This window comes from Pseudomonas juntendi, assembly GCF_021560075.1.
In the GTDB taxonomy this organism is placed as follows: domain Bacteria; phylum Pseudomonadota; class Gammaproteobacteria; order Pseudomonadales; family Pseudomonadaceae; genus Aquipseudomonas; species Aquipseudomonas juntendi.
The window spans coordinates 1,334,082-1,355,910 of record NZ_CP091088.1 but is presented as its reverse complement, the minus strand read 5'-3'; the positions used below and the strand labels follow the sequence as shown (position 1 = coordinate 1,355,910).

At 60.5% G+C, this 21,829-nt stretch carries 15 protein-coding genes; 1 reads left to right on the top strand and 14 read right to left on the bottom strand.

The features are described 5' to 3' along the window. Position 1 precedes the first annotated feature (1 nt). From L1P09_RS06175 to ihfB, 7 genes are all read right to left on the bottom strand, one after another. Positions 2–802: an ABC transporter permease gene (locus L1P09_RS06175; protein WP_009685988.1), complete on the bottom strand. Its 801-nt coding sequence runs from the start codon at positions 800–802 to the stop codon at positions 2–4. Positions 803–916: 114 nt separating this feature from the next. Next, positions 917–2,110 carry a glycosyltransferase family 4 protein gene (locus tag L1P09_RS06170; RefSeq protein WP_083281529.1) on the bottom strand — a complete coding sequence of 398 codons (1,194 nt, stop codon included), beginning with the start codon at positions 2,108–2,110 and terminating at the stop codon, positions 917–919. 8 nt (positions 2,111–2,118) lie between these two features. Next, positions 2,119–3,480 carry a phosphohexomutase domain-containing protein gene (locus L1P09_RS06165; RefSeq protein ID WP_235768596.1) on the bottom strand — a complete coding sequence of 454 codons (1,362 nt, stop codon included), beginning with the start codon at positions 3,478–3,480 and terminating at the stop codon, positions 2,119–2,121. A 129-nt stretch (positions 3,481–3,609) separates the two neighbouring features. Further along, positions 3,610–5,052: a mannose-1-phosphate guanylyltransferase/mannose-6-phosphate isomerase gene (locus L1P09_RS06160; protein ID WP_070085807.1), complete on the bottom strand. Its 1,443-nt coding sequence runs from the start codon at positions 5,050–5,052 to the stop codon at positions 3,610–3,612. Positions 5,053–5,376: 324 nt separating this feature from the next. Then, positions 5,377–6,810 (bottom strand): MBL fold metallo-hydrolase RNA specificity domain-containing protein, encoded by a 1,434-nt coding sequence (locus tag L1P09_RS06155; protein ID WP_235768594.1) that lies wholly within the window; start codon positions 6,808–6,810, stop codon positions 5,377–5,379. A 102-nt stretch (positions 6,811–6,912) separates the two neighbouring features. Next, positions 6,913–7,176, bottom strand: a complete 264-nt coding sequence (locus L1P09_RS06150; protein ID WP_009685995.1) for a lipopolysaccharide assembly protein LapA domain-containing protein — start codon at positions 7,174–7,176, stop codon at positions 6,913–6,915. Between the two features lie 19 nt (positions 7,177–7,195). Further along, the gene (gene ihfB, locus L1P09_RS06145; protein WP_003252675.1) at positions 7,196–7,492 is read right to left on the bottom strand and encodes an integration host factor subunit beta; all 297 of its coding nucleotides are present in this window, start codon (positions 7,490–7,492) and stop codon (positions 7,196–7,198) included. Between the two features lie 1,630 nt (positions 7,493–9,122). Between ihfB and L1P09_RS06140 the strand changes: the two genes are divergently transcribed. Further along, entirely contained in the window at positions 9,123–9,578 is a 456-nt protein-coding gene (locus tag L1P09_RS06140) for an REP-associated tyrosine transposase (RefSeq protein WP_235768592.1), read from the top strand. Between the two features lie 175 nt (positions 9,579–9,753). Here L1P09_RS06140 and ltrA read toward each other — a convergent pair whose 3' ends face one another. The 7 genes from ltrA to gyrA form a co-directional block, all read right to left on the bottom strand. Beyond that, on the bottom strand, positions 9,754–11,175 hold the full coding sequence (gene ltrA / locus L1P09_RS06135; protein WP_222186725.1) for a group II intron reverse transcriptase/maturase: 1,422 nt from the start codon (positions 11,173–11,175) through the stop codon (positions 9,754–9,756). Positions 11,176–11,652: 477 nt separating this feature from the next. Then, on the bottom strand, positions 11,653–13,329 hold the full coding sequence (rpsA, locus tag L1P09_RS06130; protein WP_003252673.1) for a 30S ribosomal protein S1: 1,677 nt from the start codon (positions 13,327–13,329) through the stop codon (positions 11,653–11,655). A gap of 124 nt (positions 13,330–13,453) precedes the next feature. Beyond that, the gene (gene cmk / locus L1P09_RS06125) at positions 13,454–14,140 is read right to left on the bottom strand and encodes a (d)CMP kinase (RefSeq protein WP_009685997.1); all 687 of its coding nucleotides are present in this window, start codon (positions 14,138–14,140) and stop codon (positions 13,454–13,456) included. Beyond that, positions 14,137–16,356 carry a bifunctional prephenate dehydrogenase/3-phosphoshikimate 1-carboxyvinyltransferase gene (locus L1P09_RS06120; protein WP_054881875.1) on the bottom strand — a complete coding sequence of 740 codons (2,220 nt, stop codon included), beginning with the start codon at positions 16,354–16,356 and terminating at the stop codon, positions 14,137–14,139. Before L1P09_RS06120 ends, cmk begins: the two co-directional genes overlap by 4 nt. 235 nt (positions 16,357–16,591) lie before the next feature. Next, positions 16,592–17,686: a prephenate dehydratase gene (pheA, locus tag L1P09_RS06115; protein WP_009686000.1), complete on the bottom strand. Its 1,095-nt coding sequence runs from the start codon at positions 17,684–17,686 to the stop codon at positions 16,592–16,594. Continuing rightward, positions 17,686–18,771, bottom strand: coding sequence for a 3-phosphoserine/phosphohydroxythreonine transaminase (gene serC, locus L1P09_RS06110; protein ID WP_009686001.1), 1,086 nt, complete (start codon positions 18,769–18,771; stop codon positions 17,686–17,688). The genes pheA and serC overlap by 1 nt, the downstream gene beginning before the upstream one ends. Before the next feature lie 264 nt (positions 18,772–19,035). Further along, entirely contained in the window at positions 19,036–21,801 is a 2,766-nt protein-coding gene (gyrA, locus tag L1P09_RS06105; RefSeq protein ID WP_054905905.1) for a DNA gyrase subunit A, read from the bottom strand. Between the last annotated feature and the right edge of the window lie 28 nt (positions 21,802–21,829).

Sequence of the window (21,829 nt, the reverse complement as noted above, 5' to 3'; positions counted from 1 at the left end):
GTCAGATCTGATCGAGCAAGTCGTTGTAGCTGCGTTGGTACAACACAACAGCCAGGATGAAGACGATAACAGCGAAGCCAAGCGGGTAAGCCAATTGGGACATCCCGACCGGTTCACCCAACAATGCTTTCTGCGCCGTCAGTACCATTGGGAAAACGGGGTTCCACGACAGCATCGACTGTACATGTTCAGACAATATGCTCAGCGGATAGACGATCGGGGTGGCCCAGAACAGTGCTTGGAAAAAAACATCGCTCAACTGGCCGATATCGCGAAAGAATACGTTCAATGTCGCCAGCAAGGCCCCTACGGCAACCCCCAGCAATACGACAGTGGCCAACACCGGAATCAATACCAGCGTCGTAGGCATGATCGGGAAGCCCGACACCAGCATGAACATGACCACCAGCACCAGCAGGATCAAGCTGTTCAGCGCCGCCGTCGCGATGACTGGAATGAATAGGATGAACTTGGGAAAGCTGGACTTCTTGATCAGGTTCGCATGCTCAAGAAATACACCCTTGCCCCGCTGTACCAACTCAAGCAGCAGGTTCCAGGTAATCAGCCCCGCGCAGAGGTATATACTGTAAGCATACTGGTGCTCAATACCGGGCATCCGCGCCTGCATCAGGCGCGAGAAGATCACCGTATAGATAAACACCATGAAAATCGGTGGCACCACCAACCACAGGGCACCGAAAGTAGAGCCCGCATAACGGCTTTTGATCTCACGCAGGGTGATCGCAAAGATCAGACCCCGATAGCGCAGTACGTCTTTTATCAAAGACAGCGGCGTATTCATTGTATTCGACTCACCATGTTCATAAGACTTCCTGTATGTAAGGTATTCGCGCCCAATCTGTAACGTACGGCGCAGGCTATGCCAGGCATGGCACTTGGTAAGGCCGCCCGGCTACTAGCCGATTGCACGGTAGACCTCCAGCGTCTCCTCAGCACAACGCCCCCAGGAAAATTCGGCAGCACGCTTCAAGCCGGCATCCGCCAATGCGGAGCGGCCAGCGGGGTCGCCAAGCAGGTCGTTGAGCTGCGCACTCAGTTGTTCGATATTGCCAGCCTCCACCAGCCACGCACTGCCCTGGGTGAATTCGGCCATGGATGTACCTGCCGTGCAGATCACCGGCACGCCACATTGCATTGCCTCTAGCACAGGCAGACCGAAACCTTCATAGAGCGATGGGTAGGCAAATACTGAGGCCCCGGCATAAAGGGCCGGTAGGTCAGCCCCCGGCACAAAGGAAAGCTGGCGCAAGCCGTGGCTGAGTTCCAGTGCCTTGATGCGATCGCCAAGGTCCTGATTGTGCCACCCGGGTGCGCCAGCCAATACCAGTGGATACTCCTCACGCACGGCCCGCGGCAGGCGGCACCAAGCCTCAATGAGGCTGCCTACGCCCTTGCGCGGCTCCAGTGTACCCACGAACAATACATAGCGCCCATGCTGAAGCCCGTACCGCTGAAGAGCCACGCAGGTTTCATCGGACGTTTGCGGCCGGTACGCCTGGGACGCACCCAGATATACCGTTTTCACTCTGTCGCAACTTACCCCGAAGTCACCCACTAGCTCATCACGTATCACATCCGAATCGGTGATCAGCATATCCGCTCGTTTCAAAGTCTGAGGCAGCTTGGAAGTTAGCCACTCCACGCGTTTGCGCGGATGAAACTGCGGAAAATGCAGGAACGAGAGGTCATGAATGGTCGCCACGCAAGGGCCTACGTGGGGTTTAAGGATGAAATTCGGCTCGTGATAGATGTACTGCCGGCGTTCACCTGCCCGAGAGTAGCGCCGGGCGTTGAGCAACGCCTCCCTGGCATGGTAGGTGAACGTCCAACGTTTGAGGATACTCCGAACATGTGCTTCAAGAGCCTGACGCCCAGTGAGCTTCACTTGCTCGGCAGCTGGCTTCACATAGAGCGATGTGGCGGCCAGACACTGGGCCAATGCGCTTTCTGCACTTGAGAACCTGGCCCCATGAAAACACTCGATCACACCTACCTCCTGAGCCAGCAGTTGCTCAAGAAGGTTGAAGGTATAGTTCCCGATCCCGGTCAACGGCGGGACCAGCGATTCAGTATTGAGCAAAAGCTTCATGAAACCAGTCAGCCCCTGATCAAACGCGCGATCTCGTTGACACGGCGTCCGACCAAGGCGCTGTCACCCCGGCTCTCGACGTTCAGTCTCAACAGCGGTTCGGTGTTCGAACCGCGCAGGCTGAAACGCCAGTCGGCAAATGCCACGCTGATACCATCGGTACGGTCGACTTCTGGATTATGCGGCAGGTAAAAAGCGAGGATGCGCTCGATAGTGCCTTTCACATCGCCAACTTCATAATTTATTTCACCGCTGCACGGAAAAGCTTTGATGCGCTCGTCCACCAGTTGCGCCAGGCTCTTCCCGGTCGTGCTCATCAGCTCGGCAATTAACAACCATGGAATATTGCCACTGTCGCAGTAAGCGAAGTCGCGGAAGTAATGGTGGGCGCTCATTTCACCGCCATAAACGGCATCTTCGGCACGCATTCTTTCCTTGATGAAGGCGTGGCCGGTCTTGCTCTGGATGGCAATACCGCCCGCGGCCTCAACCTGTTCAATGGTATTCCATGTCAGCCGCGGGTCATGGATGATCTTGCCACCTGGGTGCTTGGCCAGCAACATTTCACCCAGCAGACCGACAACATAGTAACCCTCGATGAACCGCCCCTGGTTGTCGAAGAAGAAGCAGCGATCGAAATCACCGTCGAACGCTATCCCTATATCAGCACCCGTATCGAGCAAGGCTTGCCGAGTCAGGTCGCGATTTTCAGGCAGCAGTGGGTTGGGGATACCGTTAGGGAAGTTGCCATCCGGCTCCCCATTGATGATTGTCATCTCCAGTGGCAGGCGCGCTTTCAGCAGTTCGAGCACCGGGCCGACTGCACCATTCCCGGGGTCAGCCAACACTTTGAGTGGCTTGAGGGCAGACCGATCAACGTAGGTCAGCAAGTGGTCAATGTAGGCACTCTTGTCGAATGCCTCACGAACAGCGCCTTGGGTTTTGCCAGGAGTACCAAGATTGCCGCTTTCGACACGCGCACGGATGTCCGCCAAACCTGTATCACCGCTGATCGGGCGGGAGTGCTCGCGTACAAGCTTCATGCCGTTGTAACCCTTGGGGTTATGGCTGGCGGTTACCATGATGCCGCCGTCGGCCTGGTAGTGACTAGTGGCGAAATAAACCTCCTCGGTACCGCACAAGCCGATGTCGATTACATCGACCCCGGCTTCCGTCAGGCCTTTTACCAAGGCGCTTGCCAGGCCAGGGCTCTCCAGGCGCATGTCACGACCCACTACATAGCTACAACCGCCCAGTTGGGCCACCAAGGCGCGCCCGATGCGATAAGCGATGTCGTCGTTGAGGTCGGCCGGAACTTGGCCTCGAATATCATAGGCTTTGAAGCAGCGGGTCTGGATAGGTGCGTACATACATCTCTCTGGATGCGTTGCCGCCTGAGCGTGCAACGCCTAGAAGGGGATGGCGGGCGATGGTCAGTCGCATGAAATTGGCCCGGCACCTCGAAAAGGCACTCACGGGCCGACGGGAAAAACCTGAGTTCAGGCGTCGCAACGACCGTATTTGTCCTCGAAACGAACGATGTCGTCTTCGCCGAGGTAGTCACCGCTCTGGACTTCAATCAGCACTAGGTCAATGACACCTGGGTTTTGCAAGCGATGCTTGTGACCGGCACGAATAAATGTGGATTCATTGGTATTAAGCATCAGCTCCTGGTCATCGTTTACCACCAGGGCCATGCCGCTGACCACAATCCAGTGCTCGCTACGATGATGGTGCATCTGCAGGGACAACGATGCTTTCGGCTTGACCACGATACGCTTGATCTTGAAGCGCTCGCCGTCTTCAAGCGTGGTGTATGTTCCCCAAGGACGATGCACCGTCTGGTGCAACAAATGCGCGGCGTGGCCATCGCCCTTCAGGCGTTTGACGATATGCTTGACGTCTTGGGCATGGTCCTTGTGGGCAATCAGCAGAGCGTCGGGCGTATCGACCACCAACAGGTCCTGCACACCGACAAGGGCAGCAAGGCGATCTTCAGTGCTGACATAATTGTTGGTTGCTTCGTAGGCCATCACCTCGCCTTCGAAACGGTTGCCGTGCTCATCCGGCGGGGTAAGTTCGCTGACCGCGTTCCACGACCCTATGTCGCTCCAGCCTATGTCGCATGGGATGGTCGCGACCTTTCGAGAACGCTCCATGAGGGCGTAATCGATTGAAATATCAGGGACATTGGCGAAGGTTTCAGCATCAAGCGCAAGGCAGCGGTAGCCTGCCGACGAGGCAATGCGAGAAGCTTCCAGCGTAGCGGCAACAGCTTCCAGCACATCAGGCGCATGAGTTTTGAACTCTTCAATTACGGCGCCTACCTGGAAGCAGAACATACCGGCATTCCAGAAGTAGTTGCCAGCCGCTACGTAAGCCTCGGCAGTCTTGGCATCGGGTTTTTCGACAAAACGCTCGACCTTCAACCCGCCTTCAAGTGCCGCCCCGGCAGCGGCCTCGATATAGCCAAAGCCGGTTTCTGGATACTGCGGCTTGATGCCAAACGTCACCAGCCAGCCTTGTTCAGCGAGATGGATCGCCTTGTCAACAGCTCGAGAAAAAGCCACTTCGTCCTGAATAAGGTGGTCTGCTGCCAGCACCAACATATGCGCTTGCGGCCCGTGGCTCTGGTGCAGTTGCAGCGCGGCAGCAGCCACCGCGGCAGCCGTGTTGCGACCGAATGGCTCGAGGATATAGCCCTGTGCATGGCCCTTGGTATTGATCGTACGATATTCGTCTTCGGTCTTGAACAACAACTCGCGGTTGGTGACGGTGAGGACTTCGACCACACCTTCCAGCCGGGCTGCGCGAAGAAAGGTCTTCTGGATTAGATTCTGCCCGTCAGGCAACGTCATGAACGGCTTCGGATGAGCCTCACGGGATACTGGCCACAAACGGCTACCAACGCCACCGGATAAAATTACCGGGATCAATTCCATATTCGGATCCTTAACGGCCCCTTGATGTTGTTTCACTTCAAGAAACCGGCATGTGTCTTACTGCTGATCACCGTCGCAAATGCGCAACGGCGCGAAAATTAGAGCGCCCAGCGTATTTAAATCCCCGACCATCCATAGGCACAAGACGCAAGATTCACCCCGTAGAATACCAGAGATTTTTCTTCGTAGGTTGCCGGCCGGCAGCTGGCTATCCCGCGGCAATCACCCAATTTAGGCCGGTCGTTAACCTTGGCGGGAGAGCGCGAAACGCCTGAGGGCAGCCATAAGACAATCACGATTATGAACGTTCCATGGAAAACGACTTTATGCGGGAATCTGTATTTGCGTCACCCACTCCAGCTCGCAAAGCCTCCGCGCCAATACCCGGGACAGCTCGACTTTGGCTCGGCGCTCACCGTGCACCAGTACAATCCTGCGGGGGCTTTGCGCCACGCTGGTTGCAAACCCGACCAGCCCCGCTTGGTCGGCATGCCCCGAGTATCCATCCAGGGTCAGCACTTTCGCGCGTATTTCGTACATTTGCTCATCCAGATCAATCAGCACCAACCCTTCAGCCCCTTCACTCGCCTGGATTACCGCACCCGGCGTCCCCTTTACCTGATACCCCACAAACATCACCTCATGCCGCCGATCCCCCAGCATGGCCTTGAGGTAATTGACAATCCGCCCGCCCGAACACATGCCATTGCCTGCAATGACGATGGCCGGTCGACCGGTGCTGCTGAGGTAATTGACTACCTGCTGGTGCTTGGCATGGGTGTCCACTGTGATCAACTGGTTGAAGCCAAGCGGATCACGCCCTTGCGCGAGCCGCGCCCTCGCCTCTTCGTTCCAGAACTCATGCAGGTCGCGGTAGGCACCGGTAATACGCTGGGCCAAGGGTGAGTCGAGGATGATGGGCAACTGCGACCAGTTGACGGGATCTTCGTCACCCGGTTCGCCGCGGGCTCCGGTCAATGCCTTGCGGTGCAGAATATCCTCTATTTCGTACAGCAGCTCTTGCGTACGCCCCAGGCTGAAGGCCGGAATCAGAATGGTGCCTTTGTCGGCCAAGGCGCGATCAATTGCCGCCTCCAGTTGCTGCTGCCGACCGCCCTTGACCGGGTGCAGGCGGTCACCGTAGGTACTCTCCAGCACCAGCACATCTGCCCGCTCTGGGGGCCGAAGCGGGCGCAGCAATGGGTTGGCACCATTGCCCAGGTCGCCTGAAAACACGTAACGGGTGTTGATACTTCCATGCAACAGGTCGCACTCGACATATGCCGACCCAAGCAGGTGCCCTGCACGCTGCAAGCGGATACGACACTGCAAACCCGGCTCCATCACCACTTCATGCCACTGCTCGAAGGGCAAAGGCACAATCAGGCTTGTGACCCGTTCAAGGTACCGCGCCACCTGAGCAGGCTCGCGGTTGATGCCCACCCTGTAGGCGTCCTCCAGTACCAGCGGCAATAGCCGCGCCGATGGCTCGCTGCAGATTATGGGGCCGCGGTAACCTGCAGCCAGCAGCGCAGGTATGCGCCCGACATGATCCAGGTGTACGTGGGTGACGATTAGCGCGCGAATGCCATGAATATCGAAGCTGAGCGGCGCGGATTCTGCACCAGGCGGCGCATCGGTGCCCTGTTCCAACCCACAGTCGACCAGCAAACTGCTACACGAGGCCAAGTGCAACTGGTGGCAGGACCCAGTCACACCCCGGGTGCCACCGTGATGGAAAAGGCAGGGGAACTCCATGCTACGCACACTCAACTTGGCCATAAATGAAGTGGGCTATTACTTCATGGCGGCCAGCCTGTGCATAGGCGGACTATTCCCAGGAAGGCGTAGGAAATTTCCTTAGTTACCGCTCAATGCCGCTTGCCGGGCAGAGGCCTTGATCTTGCGCTTGCTGCGTTGAACGCCGTATGCGCCCAGTAGCGGGCCTATAGCCAGGCCGATGACCAGCGCTGCCAGCACCAAGACAGCCACGGGCATTTCCGGCGCAGCCCAGCCGAACAGCACCAGCGCAACGGGCTGCTGGTTCTCCAGCACGAAGAACAACACCACCGCCGCCAACAGCAGCACGAAAATAGCCGCCAGGGCGCGCTTCAGGTTACGCATCAGATTGCTCCTTGAGTGCTCAGGCCTCGGCCTCATCTTCTTCGTTGACCCGGTCGCGCAACTCTTTGCCGGGCTTGAAGTGCGGGACGAACTTGCCTTCGAGGCTGACCGACTGGCCGGTCTTGGGGTTACGCCCCACGCGTGGGGCGCGATAGTGCAGCGAGAAGCTGCCAAAACCGCGGATCTCGATGCGATCGCCGGTAGCCAGGCATTGTGACATCTGTTCAAGCATAGTCTTGATGGCCAACTCCACGTCCTTGGACGAGAGCAGCCCTTGATGGGTGACAATACGTTCGATCAGCTCCGACTTCGTCATATTTTTCCCTTCGTTATCAAGCAGCTAGATCATTGCTTAAGCAGGTTGTAGCACGCTGGGAAGGATTTGAACAGGGTGCATCTTGACTTAATAAAAAATTTCAAGATTGAAGTTTTACCGGAATGGTCTAGGGAGGCCGCGCCGCCCGTGCGGCGCATCGCGAGCTGCGCTCGCTCCTACGTTTTTTTCGGGCCAATTATGCTTGGGCCAGGTGCGCGCGAACGCTTTGGTTGGTATGGCGCGGTATTGCGACATACACCAAAACGTACGCGCACAAATCCCACAGAACTCACTGGCCCGAAACAAACGTAGGAGCGAGCGCAGCTCGCGATGCGCCGCGCGGGCGGCGCTCGATTTGCGCACCACCACACCCCCCACGCCAAGCACCCCGGGGCTCCCCCGATACCTCATGCCATGCGCCGTGCCGGTGAAGGTACGGCGATGGAGCAGCATTGCCCGCGAGGCCGCGCCGCCCGCGCGGCGCATCGCGAGCTGCGCTCGCTCCTACGTTTGTTTCGGGCCAATTATGCCTGGGGGATTTGCGCGCGAACCCTTTGGCGCATGCCTCAATATCGCGTCGTATGAACCAGGCGGTCGCGCGCGCCTCTCACAGGCCTCACTGGCCCGAAACAAACGTAGGAGCGAGCGCAGCTCGCGATGCGCCGCGCGGGCGGCGCTCGATTTGCGCACCACCACACCCCCCACGCCAAGCACCCCGGGGCTCCCCCGATACCTCATGCCATGCGCCGTGCCGGTGAAGGTACGGCGATGGAGCAGCATTGCCCGCGAGGCCGCGCCGCCCGCGCGGCGCATCGCGAGCTGCGCTCGCTCCTACGTTTGTTTCGGGCCAATTATGCCTGGGGGATTTGCGCGCGAACCCTTTGGCGCATGCCTCAATATCGCGTCGTATGAACCAGGCGGTCGCGCGCGCCTCTCACAGGCCTCACTGGCCCGAAACAAACGTAGGAGCGAGCGCAGCTCGCGATGCGCCGCGCGGGCGGCGCTCGATTTGCGCACCACCACATCCCCCACGCCAAGCACCGCGGGGCTCCCCCGATACCTCATGCCATGCGCCGTGTCGGTGAAGGTACGGCGATGGAGCGGCATTGCCCGCGAGGCCGCGCCGCCCGCGCGGCGCATCGCGAGCTGCGCTCGCTCCTGCGTTTGTTTCGGGCCAATTATGCCTGGGGGATTTGCGCGCGAACCCTTTGGCGCAGGCCTCAATATCGCGTTGTATGAACCAGGCGGTCGCGCTCGCCTCTCACAGGCCTCACTGGCCCGAAACAAACGTAGGAGCGAGCGCAGCTCGCGATGCGCCGCGCGGGCGGCGCTCGATTTGCGCACCACCACATCCCCCAAGCCAAGCACCCCGGGGCTCCCCCGATATCTCAGCCATGCGCCGTGCCGGTGAAGGTACGCCGATGGAGCGGCATTGCCCGCGAGGCCGCGCCGCCCGCGCGGCGCATCGCGAGCTGCGCTCGCTCCTACGTTTTTTTCGGGCCAGTTATGCCTGGGCCAGGTGCGCGCGAACGCTTTGGCCCTTGTTTACATACTGCAAATCACTGGCGGGTCGATCCCTGCACAGGCTGACTATGCTGACCGAGCAATTACCTGCTCAAGGATGAACGCAATGCCGAACCCTCATGGCTACAGGCTTCGCCGCGCACGATGCTCGGTGCCAGGCAGGCTTTATATGCTGACTACGGTCACTCATCGACGTAAGCCTTTGTTTCACGACCTCCGCTTCGGACGGTTGGTCATCCAAAACCTTCGTTACGCGGAAGAACAACACCACTGCCGATCGCTGACCTGGGTCGTAATGCCAGATCATGTGCATTGGCTGATTGAGCTGAAAGAAGTGACGCTTGGAACATTGATGCAGCGCTTCAAATGCCAGTCCAGCAATGCGCTTCACAAGGCCGGGGCAAAGGGGAAGCCGGTGTGGCAGGCAGGTTATTACGACCGAGCCTTGCGCCGGGACGAGGATGTTTTCAAGGTCGCGAGATACATCGTTGCCAATCCGGTAAGGGCCGGACTGGTGTCATCGGTTGGCGCATATCCTCATTGGGATGCAGCATGGCTTTAAGGCATCACGATGGAGACGTATCGCACGCCGCCCGCGCCTCGCGACAGTTATGCCTGTGCGGATTGTGCACGAACGCTCCAGGGCATCGCGGGGCATACTAAGAAATCGAGTAGGAGGCGGGTTCACACCCGCCGTCCTCTCACACCACCGTGCGTACGGTTCCGTACACGGCGGTTCAGGCTATGCGGCTAAGCCGGTTGATCGTATCCAGTATCGAGACCAGTCCGAGTCGATCCCATAGCTTCTTCGGCAGCGCCTGATTCATATGAGATGCTCCCGAGTTCCACCATGGGCCTCGACCATTAGAGGCTGATTTGCAGGCACGCTCTTCACTTAGACCCAGGCGCATCAGGTTGCGCACCCTCGTAGAGGGCTGCTTCCATTGGCGCCAGATGGCACAGCGGAGTTTGTGCCTGAGCCAGCCATCCAGTTCCTCAAGTGGCCGTTTGCTCTGGCTGAGCTTGAAGTAACCCGCCCAGCCTCGTAATACAGGGTTTATCCGCTCGATGGTATTTGCCATCTTGCGACCCCGTGCACCGCGTAGCAGCTCTGCGAGCCGGTCGCGCAGGCGACCCAGGCTCATCGTTGCCACCCGCAGCCTTGGCTGCTGATGCCAGCTCATCCCATAGCCCAAGTAGTCACACTTCCAGGCTCTCGCGACTCGACTCTTCTTCTGATTCACCGTCAGTTTCAAACGTTGGTTCAGGAAGCGCTCGACACTGACCAGTACTCGCTCGCCAGCCCGAGGACTGCGCACATAAATGTTCGCGTCATCGGCATAGCGCACGAAGCGATGGCCCCGCCGCTCCAGTTCGCGGTCAAATTCATCGAGCAGGATATTCGACAGCAGCGGCGAGAGCGGGCCGCCTTGCGGCGTCCCTTCCTGCCGTGGGCTAACGACACCACCTGACATGACTCCCGCTTCAAGGTAGCGACGGATAAGCCTAAGTACGCACTTATCTTTGACCCGGCACTCGATACAGGCCATGAGGATGTCGTGGTTGACTCGATCGAAGAACTTTTCCAGATCGATTTCCACGCACCACCGATGTCCCGATGCCACATGGGCACGGGCCATCTCGACAGCTTGATGTGTGCTTCTGCCCGGACGGAAGCCATAACTGTAGTCCGAGAACAGTGGGTCGAAGATGAGCGTGAGCTGTTGCTGCAAGGCTTGCTGGATCAAGCGATCCACGACGCTGGGGATTCCCAGTTGCCGTGTGCCGCCCTGCGGCTTGGGAATTTCAACCGCTCGCACTGCTTGTGGATGGTATTCACCGGCCAGTAGCCTGGCCTTGAGGGTTGGCCAATACTGTTTCATGTAGCCCGCCAAGTCAGCGACCGTCATGCCATCGGCACCCGGCGCTCCCTTGTTGCTGACCACGCGTTGATACGCACGTCTGAGGTTGGCCGGTGCAAGCACCCGCTCCATCAGCGTGTCCGGCTCCGCGTTCGTCCACGTCGCTGACGCCGCCGGCACCTTTGCACTGTCAGGCATCACCCTCGGCTTCTGGCCGGGATTCGGGATGACAGTTTCCGCTGTGGGAAATTTCTGCATTACGGCTACCAACGAGACAGTGACGCCTACTAGCGGCATAACCTGTTCGGCCCTTGGTGGCGCGGTTATCCGCCACTTACTACGGCTTCGGCTGACTTCTGCACGCTCATCCCGTCGCCTTTCGACGCGCGGTAGCACAATGGCAAACGTACAGATCTCCCAGGGTAATTCGCGTGACCTTCCTGCTTATGCCTGTCGGATTTACGTCACAGCGTTCCGTGCAAGTATTGGGCTTTGGCGATTGTTGCCGCCTAACCCCGCTGTGCCGCCTGATCCGCTTCCTGTTCGTCAGGCCAGCATTTTGCCTCGGGCTTCCTTCAGATTCGCAGTCGCCCGCGACACCCTTGCCTCCGGCTAACACTTCCCCTTGCCGGGTGTGTAGAGGACTTTCACCTCCAAGTCACCCGCTTGGCCACCACAGCCAAGCAGGTTGCGCTTACGCGCAACGCGCCATGCCTGGCGCACAACAAAAAAAGGGCGACCCGAGGGTCGCCCTTTTTACCGATCAAACAGAACTCAGTTCTGCTTGGCCATTGCTTCGCGCAGCAGCGCAGCCATGGTGGTGTCGGCAGCAGCTTCCGGAGCGTTTTTCAGGCTCTGGATAGCTTCACGCTCTTCAGCGTCGTCTTTCGACTTGATCGACAGGCTGATCACGCGGGACTTGCGGTCAACGCTGATGATCTTGGCTTCGATCTCTTCGCCTTCCTTCAGAACGTTGCGCGCGTCTTCAACGCGGTCACGGCTGATTTCGGAAGCTTTCAGAGTGGCTTCGATGTCGTCGGCCAGGGTGACGATGGCGCCTTTGGCGTCAACTTCTTTCACGATGCCCTTGACGATAGCGCCCTTGTCGTTGACAGCAACGAAGTTGGAGAACGGATCGTCTTCCAGCTGCTTGATGCCCAGGGAGATGCGCTCGCGCTCTGGGTCAACCGACAGGATGACGGTTTCCAGCTCGTCGCCCTTCTTGAAACGACGTACGGCTTCTTCGCCGGTTTCGTTCCAGGAGATGTCGGACAGGTGAACCAGGCCGTCGATGCCGCCGTCCAGACCGATGAAGATACCGAAGTCGGTGATCGACTTGATGGTACCGGTGATCTTGTCACCCTTGTTGAACTGGCCGGAGAAGTCTTCCCATGGGTTGGACTTGCACTGCTTGATGCCCAGGGAGATACGACGACGCTCTTCGTCGATGTCCAGAACCATGACTTCCACTTCGTCGCCAACCTGAACGACTTTCGACGGGTGGATGTTCTTGTTGGTCCAGTCCATTTCGGAAACGTGTACCAGACCTTCAACGCCTTCTTCCAGCTCAGCGAAGCAGCCGTAGTCGGTCAGGTTGGTTACGCGAGCCTGTACGCGAGTACCTTCTGGGTAACGGGCAGTGATAGCTACCCACGGATCTTCACCCATTTGCTTCAGACCCAGCGAAACGCGGTTGCGCTCACGGTCGAACTTCAGAACGCGTACGTCGACTTCGTCGCCAACGTTAACGATTTCCGATGGGTGCTTGATGCGCTTCCAGGCCATGTCGGTGATGTGCAGCAGGCCGTCGATACCGCCCAGGTCCACGAATGCGCCGTAGTCGGTGAGGTTCTTGACGATACCTTTGACTTGCTGGCCTTCCTGCAGGGTTTCCAGCAGGGCTTCGCGCTCGGCGGAGTTCTCGGCTTCCAGCACGCTGCGACGGGAAACGACAACGTTGTTGCGCTTCTGGTCCAGCTTGATGACCTTGAATTCCAGCTCTTTGCCTTCCAGGTGGGTGGTGTCGCGCACTGGGCGGACATCAACCAGGGAGCCCGGCAGGAACGCACGGATGCCGTTAACGTCGACAGTGAAGCCGCCCTTAACCTTACCGTTGATAACGCCCTTGACCACTTCTTCGGCGGCGAAAGCTGCTTCCAGAACAATCCAGCACTCGGCGCGCTTGGCTTTTTCACGGGACAGTTTGGTTTCGCCAAAGCCGTCTTCGACCGCGTCCAGCGCAACGTGGACTTCGTCACCGACCTTGATGGTCAGTTCGCCAGCTTCGTTGTAGAACTGCTCGAGCGGGATGACACCCTCGGACTTCAGGCCAGCGTGTACGGTAACCCAGTCGCCGTCGATGTCGACAACGATACCGGTGATGATGGCACCCGGCTGAAGATTGAGGGTTTTCAGGCTTTCTTCAAAGAGTTCTGCAAAGCTTTCGCTCATTTTAATTCCTGTAGATTCGGGCGAAACAAACGCCCCTCGCCACATTCCAGACAATGTGGGTCTGTTTTAAGTAAAGGAACGCCGGCAAGACGTTGACTGGTGAACCTGCCTGCTTTCCTGGTGATCAGAGAAGGTCGCGCTGGGCGATCTCGCTCCTGATACGTTGCAACACCTGCTCGATGGACAACTCGGTGGAATCCAGCTGAATGGCGTCTGCCGCTGGTTTCAGCGGGGCCACTGCACGCTGAGTGTCGCGTTCATCACGCGCCCGAATCTCATCCAGCAGACTCGACAGACTAACATCTTCACCCTTGCCCTTCAACTGCAGGTAGCGGCGGCGCGCCCGTTCCTCGGCACTGGCGGTCAGAAATACCTTCAGCGGCGCGTCGGGGAATACCACCGTGCCCATGTCGCGGCCGTCGGCAATCAGCCCGGGCATTTCCCGGAAGGCGCGCTGGCGCTGCAGCAGCGCCTCACGCACGGCAGGCAGCGACGCCACCATCGAGGCACCGGCACCGACGGTTTCGGTGCGGATGACCTGGCTGACGTCCTCACCTTCGAGAATGGTCTGCTGCAGCTTACCGGGCTCGGCGGCGATGAACTGCACATCCAGATGGGCGGCCAGCTTGGTCAGCAGCTCTTCGTTGGTCAGATCGACGCCGTGGTTGCTGGCATTGAACGCCAGCAGCCGGTACAGCGCGCCCGAGTCCAGCAGGCGCCAGCCCAGTTCGCGCGCCAGCAAGCCGGCCACCGTACCTTTGCCAGAGCCACTCGGCCCGTCGATGGTGATGATGGGGGCCAGCGTGTTCACGACTTGCCCTCTTCGGCCACGCGGATGCCCACTTCGGCGCACAGCGCCAGGAAGTTGGGGAACGACGTGGCAACGTTGGCGCAGTCATGAATGCGGATCGGCGCACTGGCGCGCAGCGAGGCCACGCTGAAGGCCATGGCAATGCGGTGGTCACCGTGGCCATGCACTTCGCCGCCGCCCAGCTGGCCGCCGTCGATGATGATGCCGTCCGGGGTCGGCTCGCACTTGATGCCCAGGGTCAGCAGGCCGTCGGCCATCACCTGGATACGGTCGGACTCCTTCACCCGCAGCTCTTCGGCACCGCGCAGCACGGTACGGCCTTCGGCGCAGGCAGCGGCAACGAACAGCACGGGGAACTCGTCGATAGCCAGCGGCACCAGCTCTTCAGGGATATCGATACCCTTCAGCTTGGCCCCGCGCACACGCAGGTCGGCCACCGGCTCGCCGCCGACTTCACGCTGGTTCTCCAGGGTGATGTCGCCACCCATCAGGCGCAGGATGTCGATGACACCGGTACGGGTCGGGTTGATGCCGACGTGCTCCAGCACCAGCTCGGAGCCTTCGGCGATGGACGCCGCCACCAGGAAGAAGGCTGCCGAGGAGATGTCGGCCGGCACTTCGATGCGGGTAGCGGTCAGCTTGCCCCCAGACTGCAACGAGGCCACCGGGCCATTGCTTTCTACCGCGTAGCCGAAACCGCGCAGCATGCGCTCGGTGTGGTCGCGGGTCGGTGCCGGCTCGGTGACGGTGGTTTTGCCTTCGGCGTACAGGCCGGCCAGCAGCAGGCAGGATTTGACCTGCGCGCTGGCCATCGGCAGCGTGTAGGTCAGCCCCTTGAGCCGGTGGCCGCCGCGAATGGTCAGCGGCGGGCGGCCTTCCGGGCCGGTCTCGACCACGGCACCCATTTCGCGCAGCGGGTTGGCCACACGGTTCATCGGGCGCTTGGACAACGAGGCATCACCGGTCATGGTCACGTCGAACGGCTGGCCGGCCAGCAAGCCGGACAGCAAACGCATCGAGGTCCCCGAGTTGCCTACGTACAGCGGGCCGGGCGGCGGCTTCAGGCCGTGCAGGCCAACGCCATGAATGGTCACGCGGCCGTGGTTGGGGCCTTCGATGACCACACCCATGTCACGGAATGCCTGCAGGGTCGCCAGGGCGTCTTCACCTTCGAGGAAGCCTTCGACCTCGGTGGTGCCCTCGGCCAGCGAGCCAAGCATGATCGAGCGGTGAGAAATCGACTTGTCGCCCGGTACACGAATCCGCCCGTTCAGGCGGCCACCCGGTTGGGCCAGGAAAATCAGATCGTTGGCGTTCATAGCGTCCACATAGGCCCGACGGGCCAGGATTTTACTGAAATGCTCGCGGGCAACGCGTGCGCGGGTGAATACACCCAGCAACTGGTGCCCGTCCCCTTCAGCGATAGCGTCGCGCAAGGCGTCGAGATCACTGCGATATGTATCAAGTGTGCGCAGGACAGCATCGCGGTTGGCGAGGAAGATGTCATGCCACATGGTCGGGTCGCTGCCGGCGATCCTGGTGAAATCGCGGAACCCCCCGGCAGCGTACCGGAAGATCTCGAGGTTTTCATTGCGTTTGGCCAGTGAATCGACCAGGCCAAAGGCCAACAGGTGCGGCAAGTGGCTGGTGGCGGCCAGCACTTCGTCGTGGCGCTCGACCGTCATGTGCTCGACATCGGCCTCCAGCGCGCGCCACAGGCGGTCGACCAGGGCCAGTGCGGCCGGGTCGGTTTCGGCCAGCGGCGTGAGAATGACCTTGTGCCGGCGGAACAGGGTGGCGTTGGATGCCTCTACCCCGCTCTGCTCGGAACCGGCAATGGGGTGGCCAGGCACGAAGCGCGGCAGGCGCTGGCCGCTCTCGTTCACAAAAACGGAACGCGCCTCACGAACAACATTGCCCTTGGCGCTGCCGACGTCGGTGATGATGGCGTCGCCCAGGTCTAGCCGGGCCAGGCGCGCCAGAACTTTCTCCATGGCCAGGATGGGCACGGCCAGCTGGATGACATCGGCGCCCACGCAGGCGGTGGCGAGGTCTTCTTCGCAGCGGTCGACCACGCCCAAGGCTACGGCCTGCTTGCGCGAGGGGGCATCCAGGTCGACTCCGACCACTTCGCGGCACAGACCGCTTTCACGCAGGCCCTTGGCGAACGAACCACCGATCAGGCCGAGGCCAACTACGACCAGGCGGTTGATGATGGGCGCGGGTTTGGTTTTTGCTGCATTTACCACTGGTGTGAACCCTGTTCAGAAATCGGGACAGCCTGTAAGAACGCTGGGGCTGCGTTGCAGCCCATCGCAGGCAAGCCAGCTCCCACACCCATCGCAGGCACGCCAGCTCCCACAGGGGCAGTGGAAACCTGGGGGCTTGCGCTGTACCTGTGGGAGCTGGCTTGCCTGCGATGGGGCGCGAAGCGCCCCCAGCGGCCCTGAATCAAAGCACTGCCTTCGGATACGAGCCCAGCACCTTCAGCGCCACAGCCTCCTGGCTGATCTGTTCGAGCACCGCCTTGATCAGTGGGTCGCGGTGGTGGCCAACGAAGTCGATGAAGAACACGTAGGTCCACTTGCCGCTGCGCGACGGGCGGGTTTCGATGCGGGTCAGGTCGATGCCGTTCTGGTGGAACGGCACCAGCAGCTCATGCAGCGCGCCCGGCTTGTTGCTCATCGAAACAATGATCGAGGTCTTGTCGTCGCCGGTGGGCGGCACTTCCTGCTGGCCGATCATCAAAAAGCGCGTGGAGTTGTCCGGGCGGTCTTCGATCTTCTCGGCCAGGCGGGTCAGGCCATACAGGTTGGCAGCCATGTCACCGGCGATCGCCGCCGAGTTCCACTCGCCCTTCACGCGCTTGGCGGCCTCGGCATTGCTCGATACCGCCACCCGCTCCACATTCGGGTAGTGCGCGTCCAGCCACTTGCGGCACTGGGCCAGGGACTGGGCATGGGAATAGATGCGGGTGATGCTGTTGGTCTTGGTGCTCTCGCCCACCAGCAGGTGGTGGTGGATACGCAGCTCGACTTCGCCGCAAATCACCATGTCGTGTTCGAGGAAGCTGTCCAGGGTGTGGCTGACCGCGCCTTCGGTGGAGTTTTCCACCGGCACCACGCCAAAATTGACCGCACCGGCCGCAACTTCACGGAACACCTCGTCGATGGCCGCCATCGGGCGGCTGATCACCGCGTGGCCGAAGTGCTTCATGGCCGCCGCCTGGGTGAAGGTGCCTTCAGGGCCCAGGTAGGCGATTTTCAGCGGTTCTTCCAGGGCCAGGCACGACGACATGATTTCGCGGAACAGCCGCGCCATTTCTTCGTTGCCCAGCGGCCCTTTATTACGCTCCATCACCCGCTTGAGCACTGCTGCTTCGCGCTCGGGGCGGTAGAACACCGGCTTCTCGCCTTCTTTGAGCGAAGCGGTCTTGACCCGCGCAACCTCTTCGGCACACCGGGCGCGCTCGCTGATCAGCTCGAGGATTTTTTCGTCGAGGCTGTCGATGCGAACGCGCAGGGCTTTGAGTTCCTGTTCCGACATCAGCCGTGCTCCTTCTCGAATTCAGCCATGTAGGCCACCAGCGCTTCCACGGCGTCCAGGCCCAGGGCGTTGTAGATAGAAGCGCGCATCCCGCCGACCGAGCGGTGGCCCTTGAGGTTGAGCAGGCCGCGGGCATCGGCACCGGCGAGGAAGGCCTTGTCCAGGCGTTCATCGGCCAGGCGGAACGGCACGTTCATCCACGAGCGGGCATTGACGCTGATCGGGTTGGTGTAGAACTCGCTGCTGTCGATGAAGCCGTACAGGCGGTCTTTCTTGGCCCGGTTGCGCTGCTCCATGGCCTCGACACCGCCCTGCTCCTTGAGCCACTCGAACACCAGGCCCGAGAGGTACCAGGAGTAAGTGGCCGGGGTGTTGTACATCGAGCCGTTGTCGGCCGACACCTTGTAGTCGAGCATGGTCGGGCAGCTGCTGCGGGCGTGGCCCAGCAGGTCTTCACGCACGATCACCACCACCAGGCCGCTGGGGCCGATGTTTTTCTGCGCGCCGGCGTAAATCAGGCCGAACTGCGACACGTCGATCGGGCGCGAGAGGATGTCGGAGGACATGTCGACCACCAGCGGAACGTCACCGGTCTGCGGCACCCAGTCGAACTGCAGGCCACCGATGGTTTCGTTGGACGCATAGTGCACGTAGGCAGCGTTGCTGGTCAGTTTCCAGTCGTTCTGGCCCGGAATGGCCAGGTAATCGTAGGCTTTGGCGCTGGCGGCGACGTTGACGTTGCCGAAGCGGCGCGCTTCCTCGATGGCCTTTTTCGACCAGATGCCTGTCTCGATGTAGTCGGCAGTGCCGTTTTCCGGTAGCAGGTTCAGCGGGATCTCAGCGAACTGCTGGCTGGCACCGCCCTGCAGGAACAGTACCTTGTAGTTGGAGGGGATAGACAGCAGGTCACGCAGGTCCTGCTCGGCCTTTTCGGCGATGGCCACGTAATCGTCGCTGCGATGGCTCATTTCCATCACCGACAAGCCCTTGCCATGCCAGTCCAGCATTTCAGCCTGGGCGCGCTGCAGAACAGCGGTAGGAAGCGCGGCAGGGCCTGCGCAGAAGTTAAAGGCTCGGTTGCTCACATCCACTCTCGCTCTGCCAAATGGTACAAATTCATTTCTTGCAGGCCGCACGCGCCTCTTTGTGGGAGCGGCCTTGTGTCGCGATAGGGCCGCGAAGCGGCCCCAGCTTTTTGCAGCGCCGCTGAAATCCTGGGGCTGCTTTGCAGCCCTTTCGCGACACAAGGCCGCTCCTACAAAAAGCTTGCTCGCACCCGGCCAGGCATTGCCTGCAGTTATCAGTCAAACGGGGCGACCTTGGTCGCCCCGTTCGGGTTTTACACCTGCTTACTCCTGCGGGGCCTCTTCGGCGCCTGCAGCTTCGTCATTGTCTGGCACTTCGGCCTCGACACCCTCCTCGCCCGCCTCGACCATATCGTCGAGTTCGTCCTCGGACGGTTCCTGGATCCGCTCCAGGCCAACCAGTGTTTCGTCGGCAGCCAGCTTGATCAAGGTCACACCCTGCGTGTTGCGGCTCAGGCTGGACACTTCGCCAACCCGGGTGCGCACCAGCGTGCCCTGGTCGGAGATCAGCATGATCTCCTCGCCTTCGTGCACCTGGATGGCGCCGATCAGCAAGCCATTGCGCCCCTTGGTGCCCATGGCGATCACACCCTGGCCGCCACGGCCGCGGCGCGGGAACTTGGACAGCGGGGTACGCTTGCCAAAGCCACGCTCGGAAGCGGTCAGGATCTGCGCGCCGGACTCCGGAATCAGCATGGAAATGATCTGCTGCCCCTTGCCCAGCTTCATGCCCCGCACGCCACGGGCGTTACGGCCCATTTCACGCACCACGCTCTCGGCAAAGCGAATGACCTTGCCAGCGTCGGAGAACATCATCACTTCCTTGGCGCCGTCGGTGATGGCCGCTGCAATCAGGGTATCGCCTTCTTTGAGCTTCAAGGCAATCAGGCCATTGGAGCGCGGGCGGGCGAACTGCACCAGCGGGGTCTTCTTGACGGTACCCGAAGCGGTGGCCATGAAGATGTACGCGCCGGTCGGCTCTGCCACCCACTCAGGGGTGTCGCCGTCTTCTTCGTCAACTTCCTCGGCCTCGACCAGCTCACCTTCGAGCACGGTGTCGTCGGCGTCTTCCAGCTCTTCGTCAAGGTCGGCGTTCTGCTGCAGCGCCTCGAGGTCCACCTGCAGCATCGCGGTGATGCGCTCACCCTCTTCCAGCGGCAGCAGGTTCACCAGCGGGCGACCACGGGCGGCACGCGATGCTTCCGGGATTTCGTAGGTCTTTTTCCAGTACACCTTGCCCTTGCTGGAGAACAGCAGCAGCGTGGCGTGGCTGTTGGCGACCAGCAGGTGCTCGATGTAGTCCTCATCCTTCACGCCGGTCGCCGACTTGCCTTTGCCGCCACGGCGCTGGGCCTGGTAAGCGGACAACGGCTGGGTCTTGGCGTAACCACCGTGGGAAATGGTGACCACGCGCTCTTCTTCCGGGATCATGTCGCCGTAGTTGAGGTCGTGGCTGGCATTGAGGATTTCGGTGCGGCGGGCATCGCCGTACTCGGCGCGGATGGCCTCCAGCTCTTCGCGGATCACTTCCATCAGGCGCTCGGCGCTGTTGAGGATGCGGATCAGCTCGCCGATCTGCTCGAGAATTTCCTGGTACTCGGCCAGCAGCTTCTCGTGCTCCAGGCCGGTCAGGCGGTGCAAGCGCAGGTCGAGAATGGCCTGGGCCTGTTCCGGCGACAGGAAGTACTTGCCATCGTGCAGGCCATACTGCTCGGGCAGGTCTTCAGGGCGGCAGGCCTCGGCACCGGCGCGCTCGACCATGACCTGCACGGCACTGGACTCCCACGGCGTGGAGATCAGGGCTTCCTTGGCCTCGGAAGGCGTAGGCGAAGCCTTGATCAAGGCAATGACCGGGTCGATGTTGGACAGCGCAACCGCCTGGCCTTCAAGGATGTGGCCGCGTTCGCGGGCCTTGCGCAGCTCGAAGACAGTGCGGCGGGTCACCACTTCACGGCGGTGACGGACGAACGCTTCGAGCAGGTCCTTGAGGTTGAGCAGCCGCGGGCGGCCGTCCACCAGGGCCACCACGTTGATGCCGAATACGCTCTGCAGCTGGGTGTGCTGGTAGAGGTTGTTGAGCACCACCTCCGGCACTTCGCCGCGGCGCAGCTCGATGACGATGCGCATGCCGTCCTTGTCGGACTCGTCGCGCAGCTCGGTGATGCCTTCGATCTTTTTCTCTTTGACCAGCTCGGCGATCTTTTCGATCAGCCGCGCCTTGTTCAGCTGGTACGGCAGCTCGGTGATCACGATCTGCTGGCGGCCACCGACCTTGTCGATGTCTTCGACCTCGGAGCGGGCACGCATGTAGATGCGGCCGCGGCCGGTGCGGTAGGCCTCGATGATGCCTTGGCGACCGTTGATGATGCCGGCTGTCGGGAAGTCCGGGCCGGGGATGAACTGCATCAGTTCATCGACGGTGACTTCCGGGTTGTCGATCAGCGCCAGGCAACCGTCGATGACTTCGCCAAGGTTGTGCGGCGGAATGTTGGTCGCCATACCCACGGCGATGCCGCTGGAACCGTTGACCAGCAGGTTGGGGATACGCGTGGGCATGACCGCCGGGATCTGCTCGGTGCCGTCGTAGTTGGGCACCCAGTCGACGGTTTCCTTGTGCAGGTCGGACAGCAGCTCGTGGGCCAGCTTGGTCATGCGCACTTCGGTGTATCGCATGGCCGCGGCATTGTCGCCGTCCACCGAACCGAAGTTGCCCTGGCCATCGACCAGCAGGTAGCGCAGCGAGAAAGGCTGGGCCATACGCACGATGGTGTCGTAGACCGCAATGTCGCCGTGCGGGTGGTACTTACCGATCACGTCACCGACCACACGGGCGGATTTCTTGTACGGCTTGTTCCAGTCGTTGCCCAGTTCGCTCATCGCATAGAGAACGCGACGATGCACGGGCTTCAAGCCGTCACGTGCATCGGGCAGCGCTCGCCCGACAATCACGCTCATCGCGTAGTCGAGGTAGGACTGTCTCAGTTCGTCTTCGATATTGACCGGGAGGATTTCTTTGGCCAGTTCGCCCATGAGAAGCCTGATTCCTTTTTCTGGTGAA

What these genes read in the sequence shown, in the direction of transcription:
- L1P09_RS06175 (WP_009685988.1), bottom strand. Translation starts at nt 802, where the DNA reads ATGAATACGCCGCTGTCTTTGATAAAAGACGTACTGCGCTATCGGGGT.
- L1P09_RS06170 (WP_083281529.1), bottom strand. Translation starts at nt 2,110, where the DNA reads ATGAAGCTTTTGCTCAATACTGAATCGCTGGTCCCGCCGTTGACCGGG.
- L1P09_RS06165 (WP_235768596.1), bottom strand. Translation starts at nt 3,480, where the DNA reads ATGTACGCACCTATCCAGACCCGCTGCTTCAAAGCCTATGATATTCGA.
- L1P09_RS06160 (WP_070085807.1), bottom strand. Translation starts at nt 5,052, where the DNA reads ATGGAATTGATCCCGGTAATTTTATCCGGTGGCGTTGGTAGCCGTTTG.
- L1P09_RS06155 (WP_235768594.1), bottom strand. Translation starts at nt 6,810, where the DNA reads ATGGAGTTCCCCTGCCTTTTCCATCACGGTGGCACCCGGGGTGTGACT.
- L1P09_RS06150 (WP_009685995.1), bottom strand. Translation starts at nt 7,176, where the DNA reads ATGCGTAACCTGAAGCGCGCCCTGGCGGCTATTTTCGTGCTGCTGTTG.
- ihfB (WP_003252675.1), bottom strand. Translation starts at nt 7,492, where the DNA reads ATGACGAAGTCGGAGCTGATCGAACGTATTGTCACCCATCAAGGGCTG.
- L1P09_RS06140 (WP_235768592.1), top strand. Translation starts at nt 9,123, where the DNA reads ATGCCGAACCCTCATGGCTACAGGCTTCGCCGCGCACGATGCTCGGTG.
- ltrA (WP_222186725.1), bottom strand. Translation starts at nt 11,175, where the DNA reads ATGCCGCTAGTAGGCGTCACTGTCTCGTTGGTAGCCGTAATGCAGAAA.
- rpsA (WP_003252673.1), bottom strand. Translation starts at nt 13,329, where the DNA reads ATGAGCGAAAGCTTTGCAGAACTCTTTGAAGAAAGCCTGAAAACCCTC.
- pheA (WP_009686000.1), bottom strand. Translation starts at nt 17,686, where the DNA reads ATGTCGGAACAGGAACTCAAAGCCCTGCGCGTTCGCATCGACAGCCTC.
- gyrA (WP_054905905.1), bottom strand. Translation starts at nt 21,801, where the DNA reads ATGGGCGAACTGGCCAAAGAAATCCTCCCGGTCAATATCGAAGACGAA.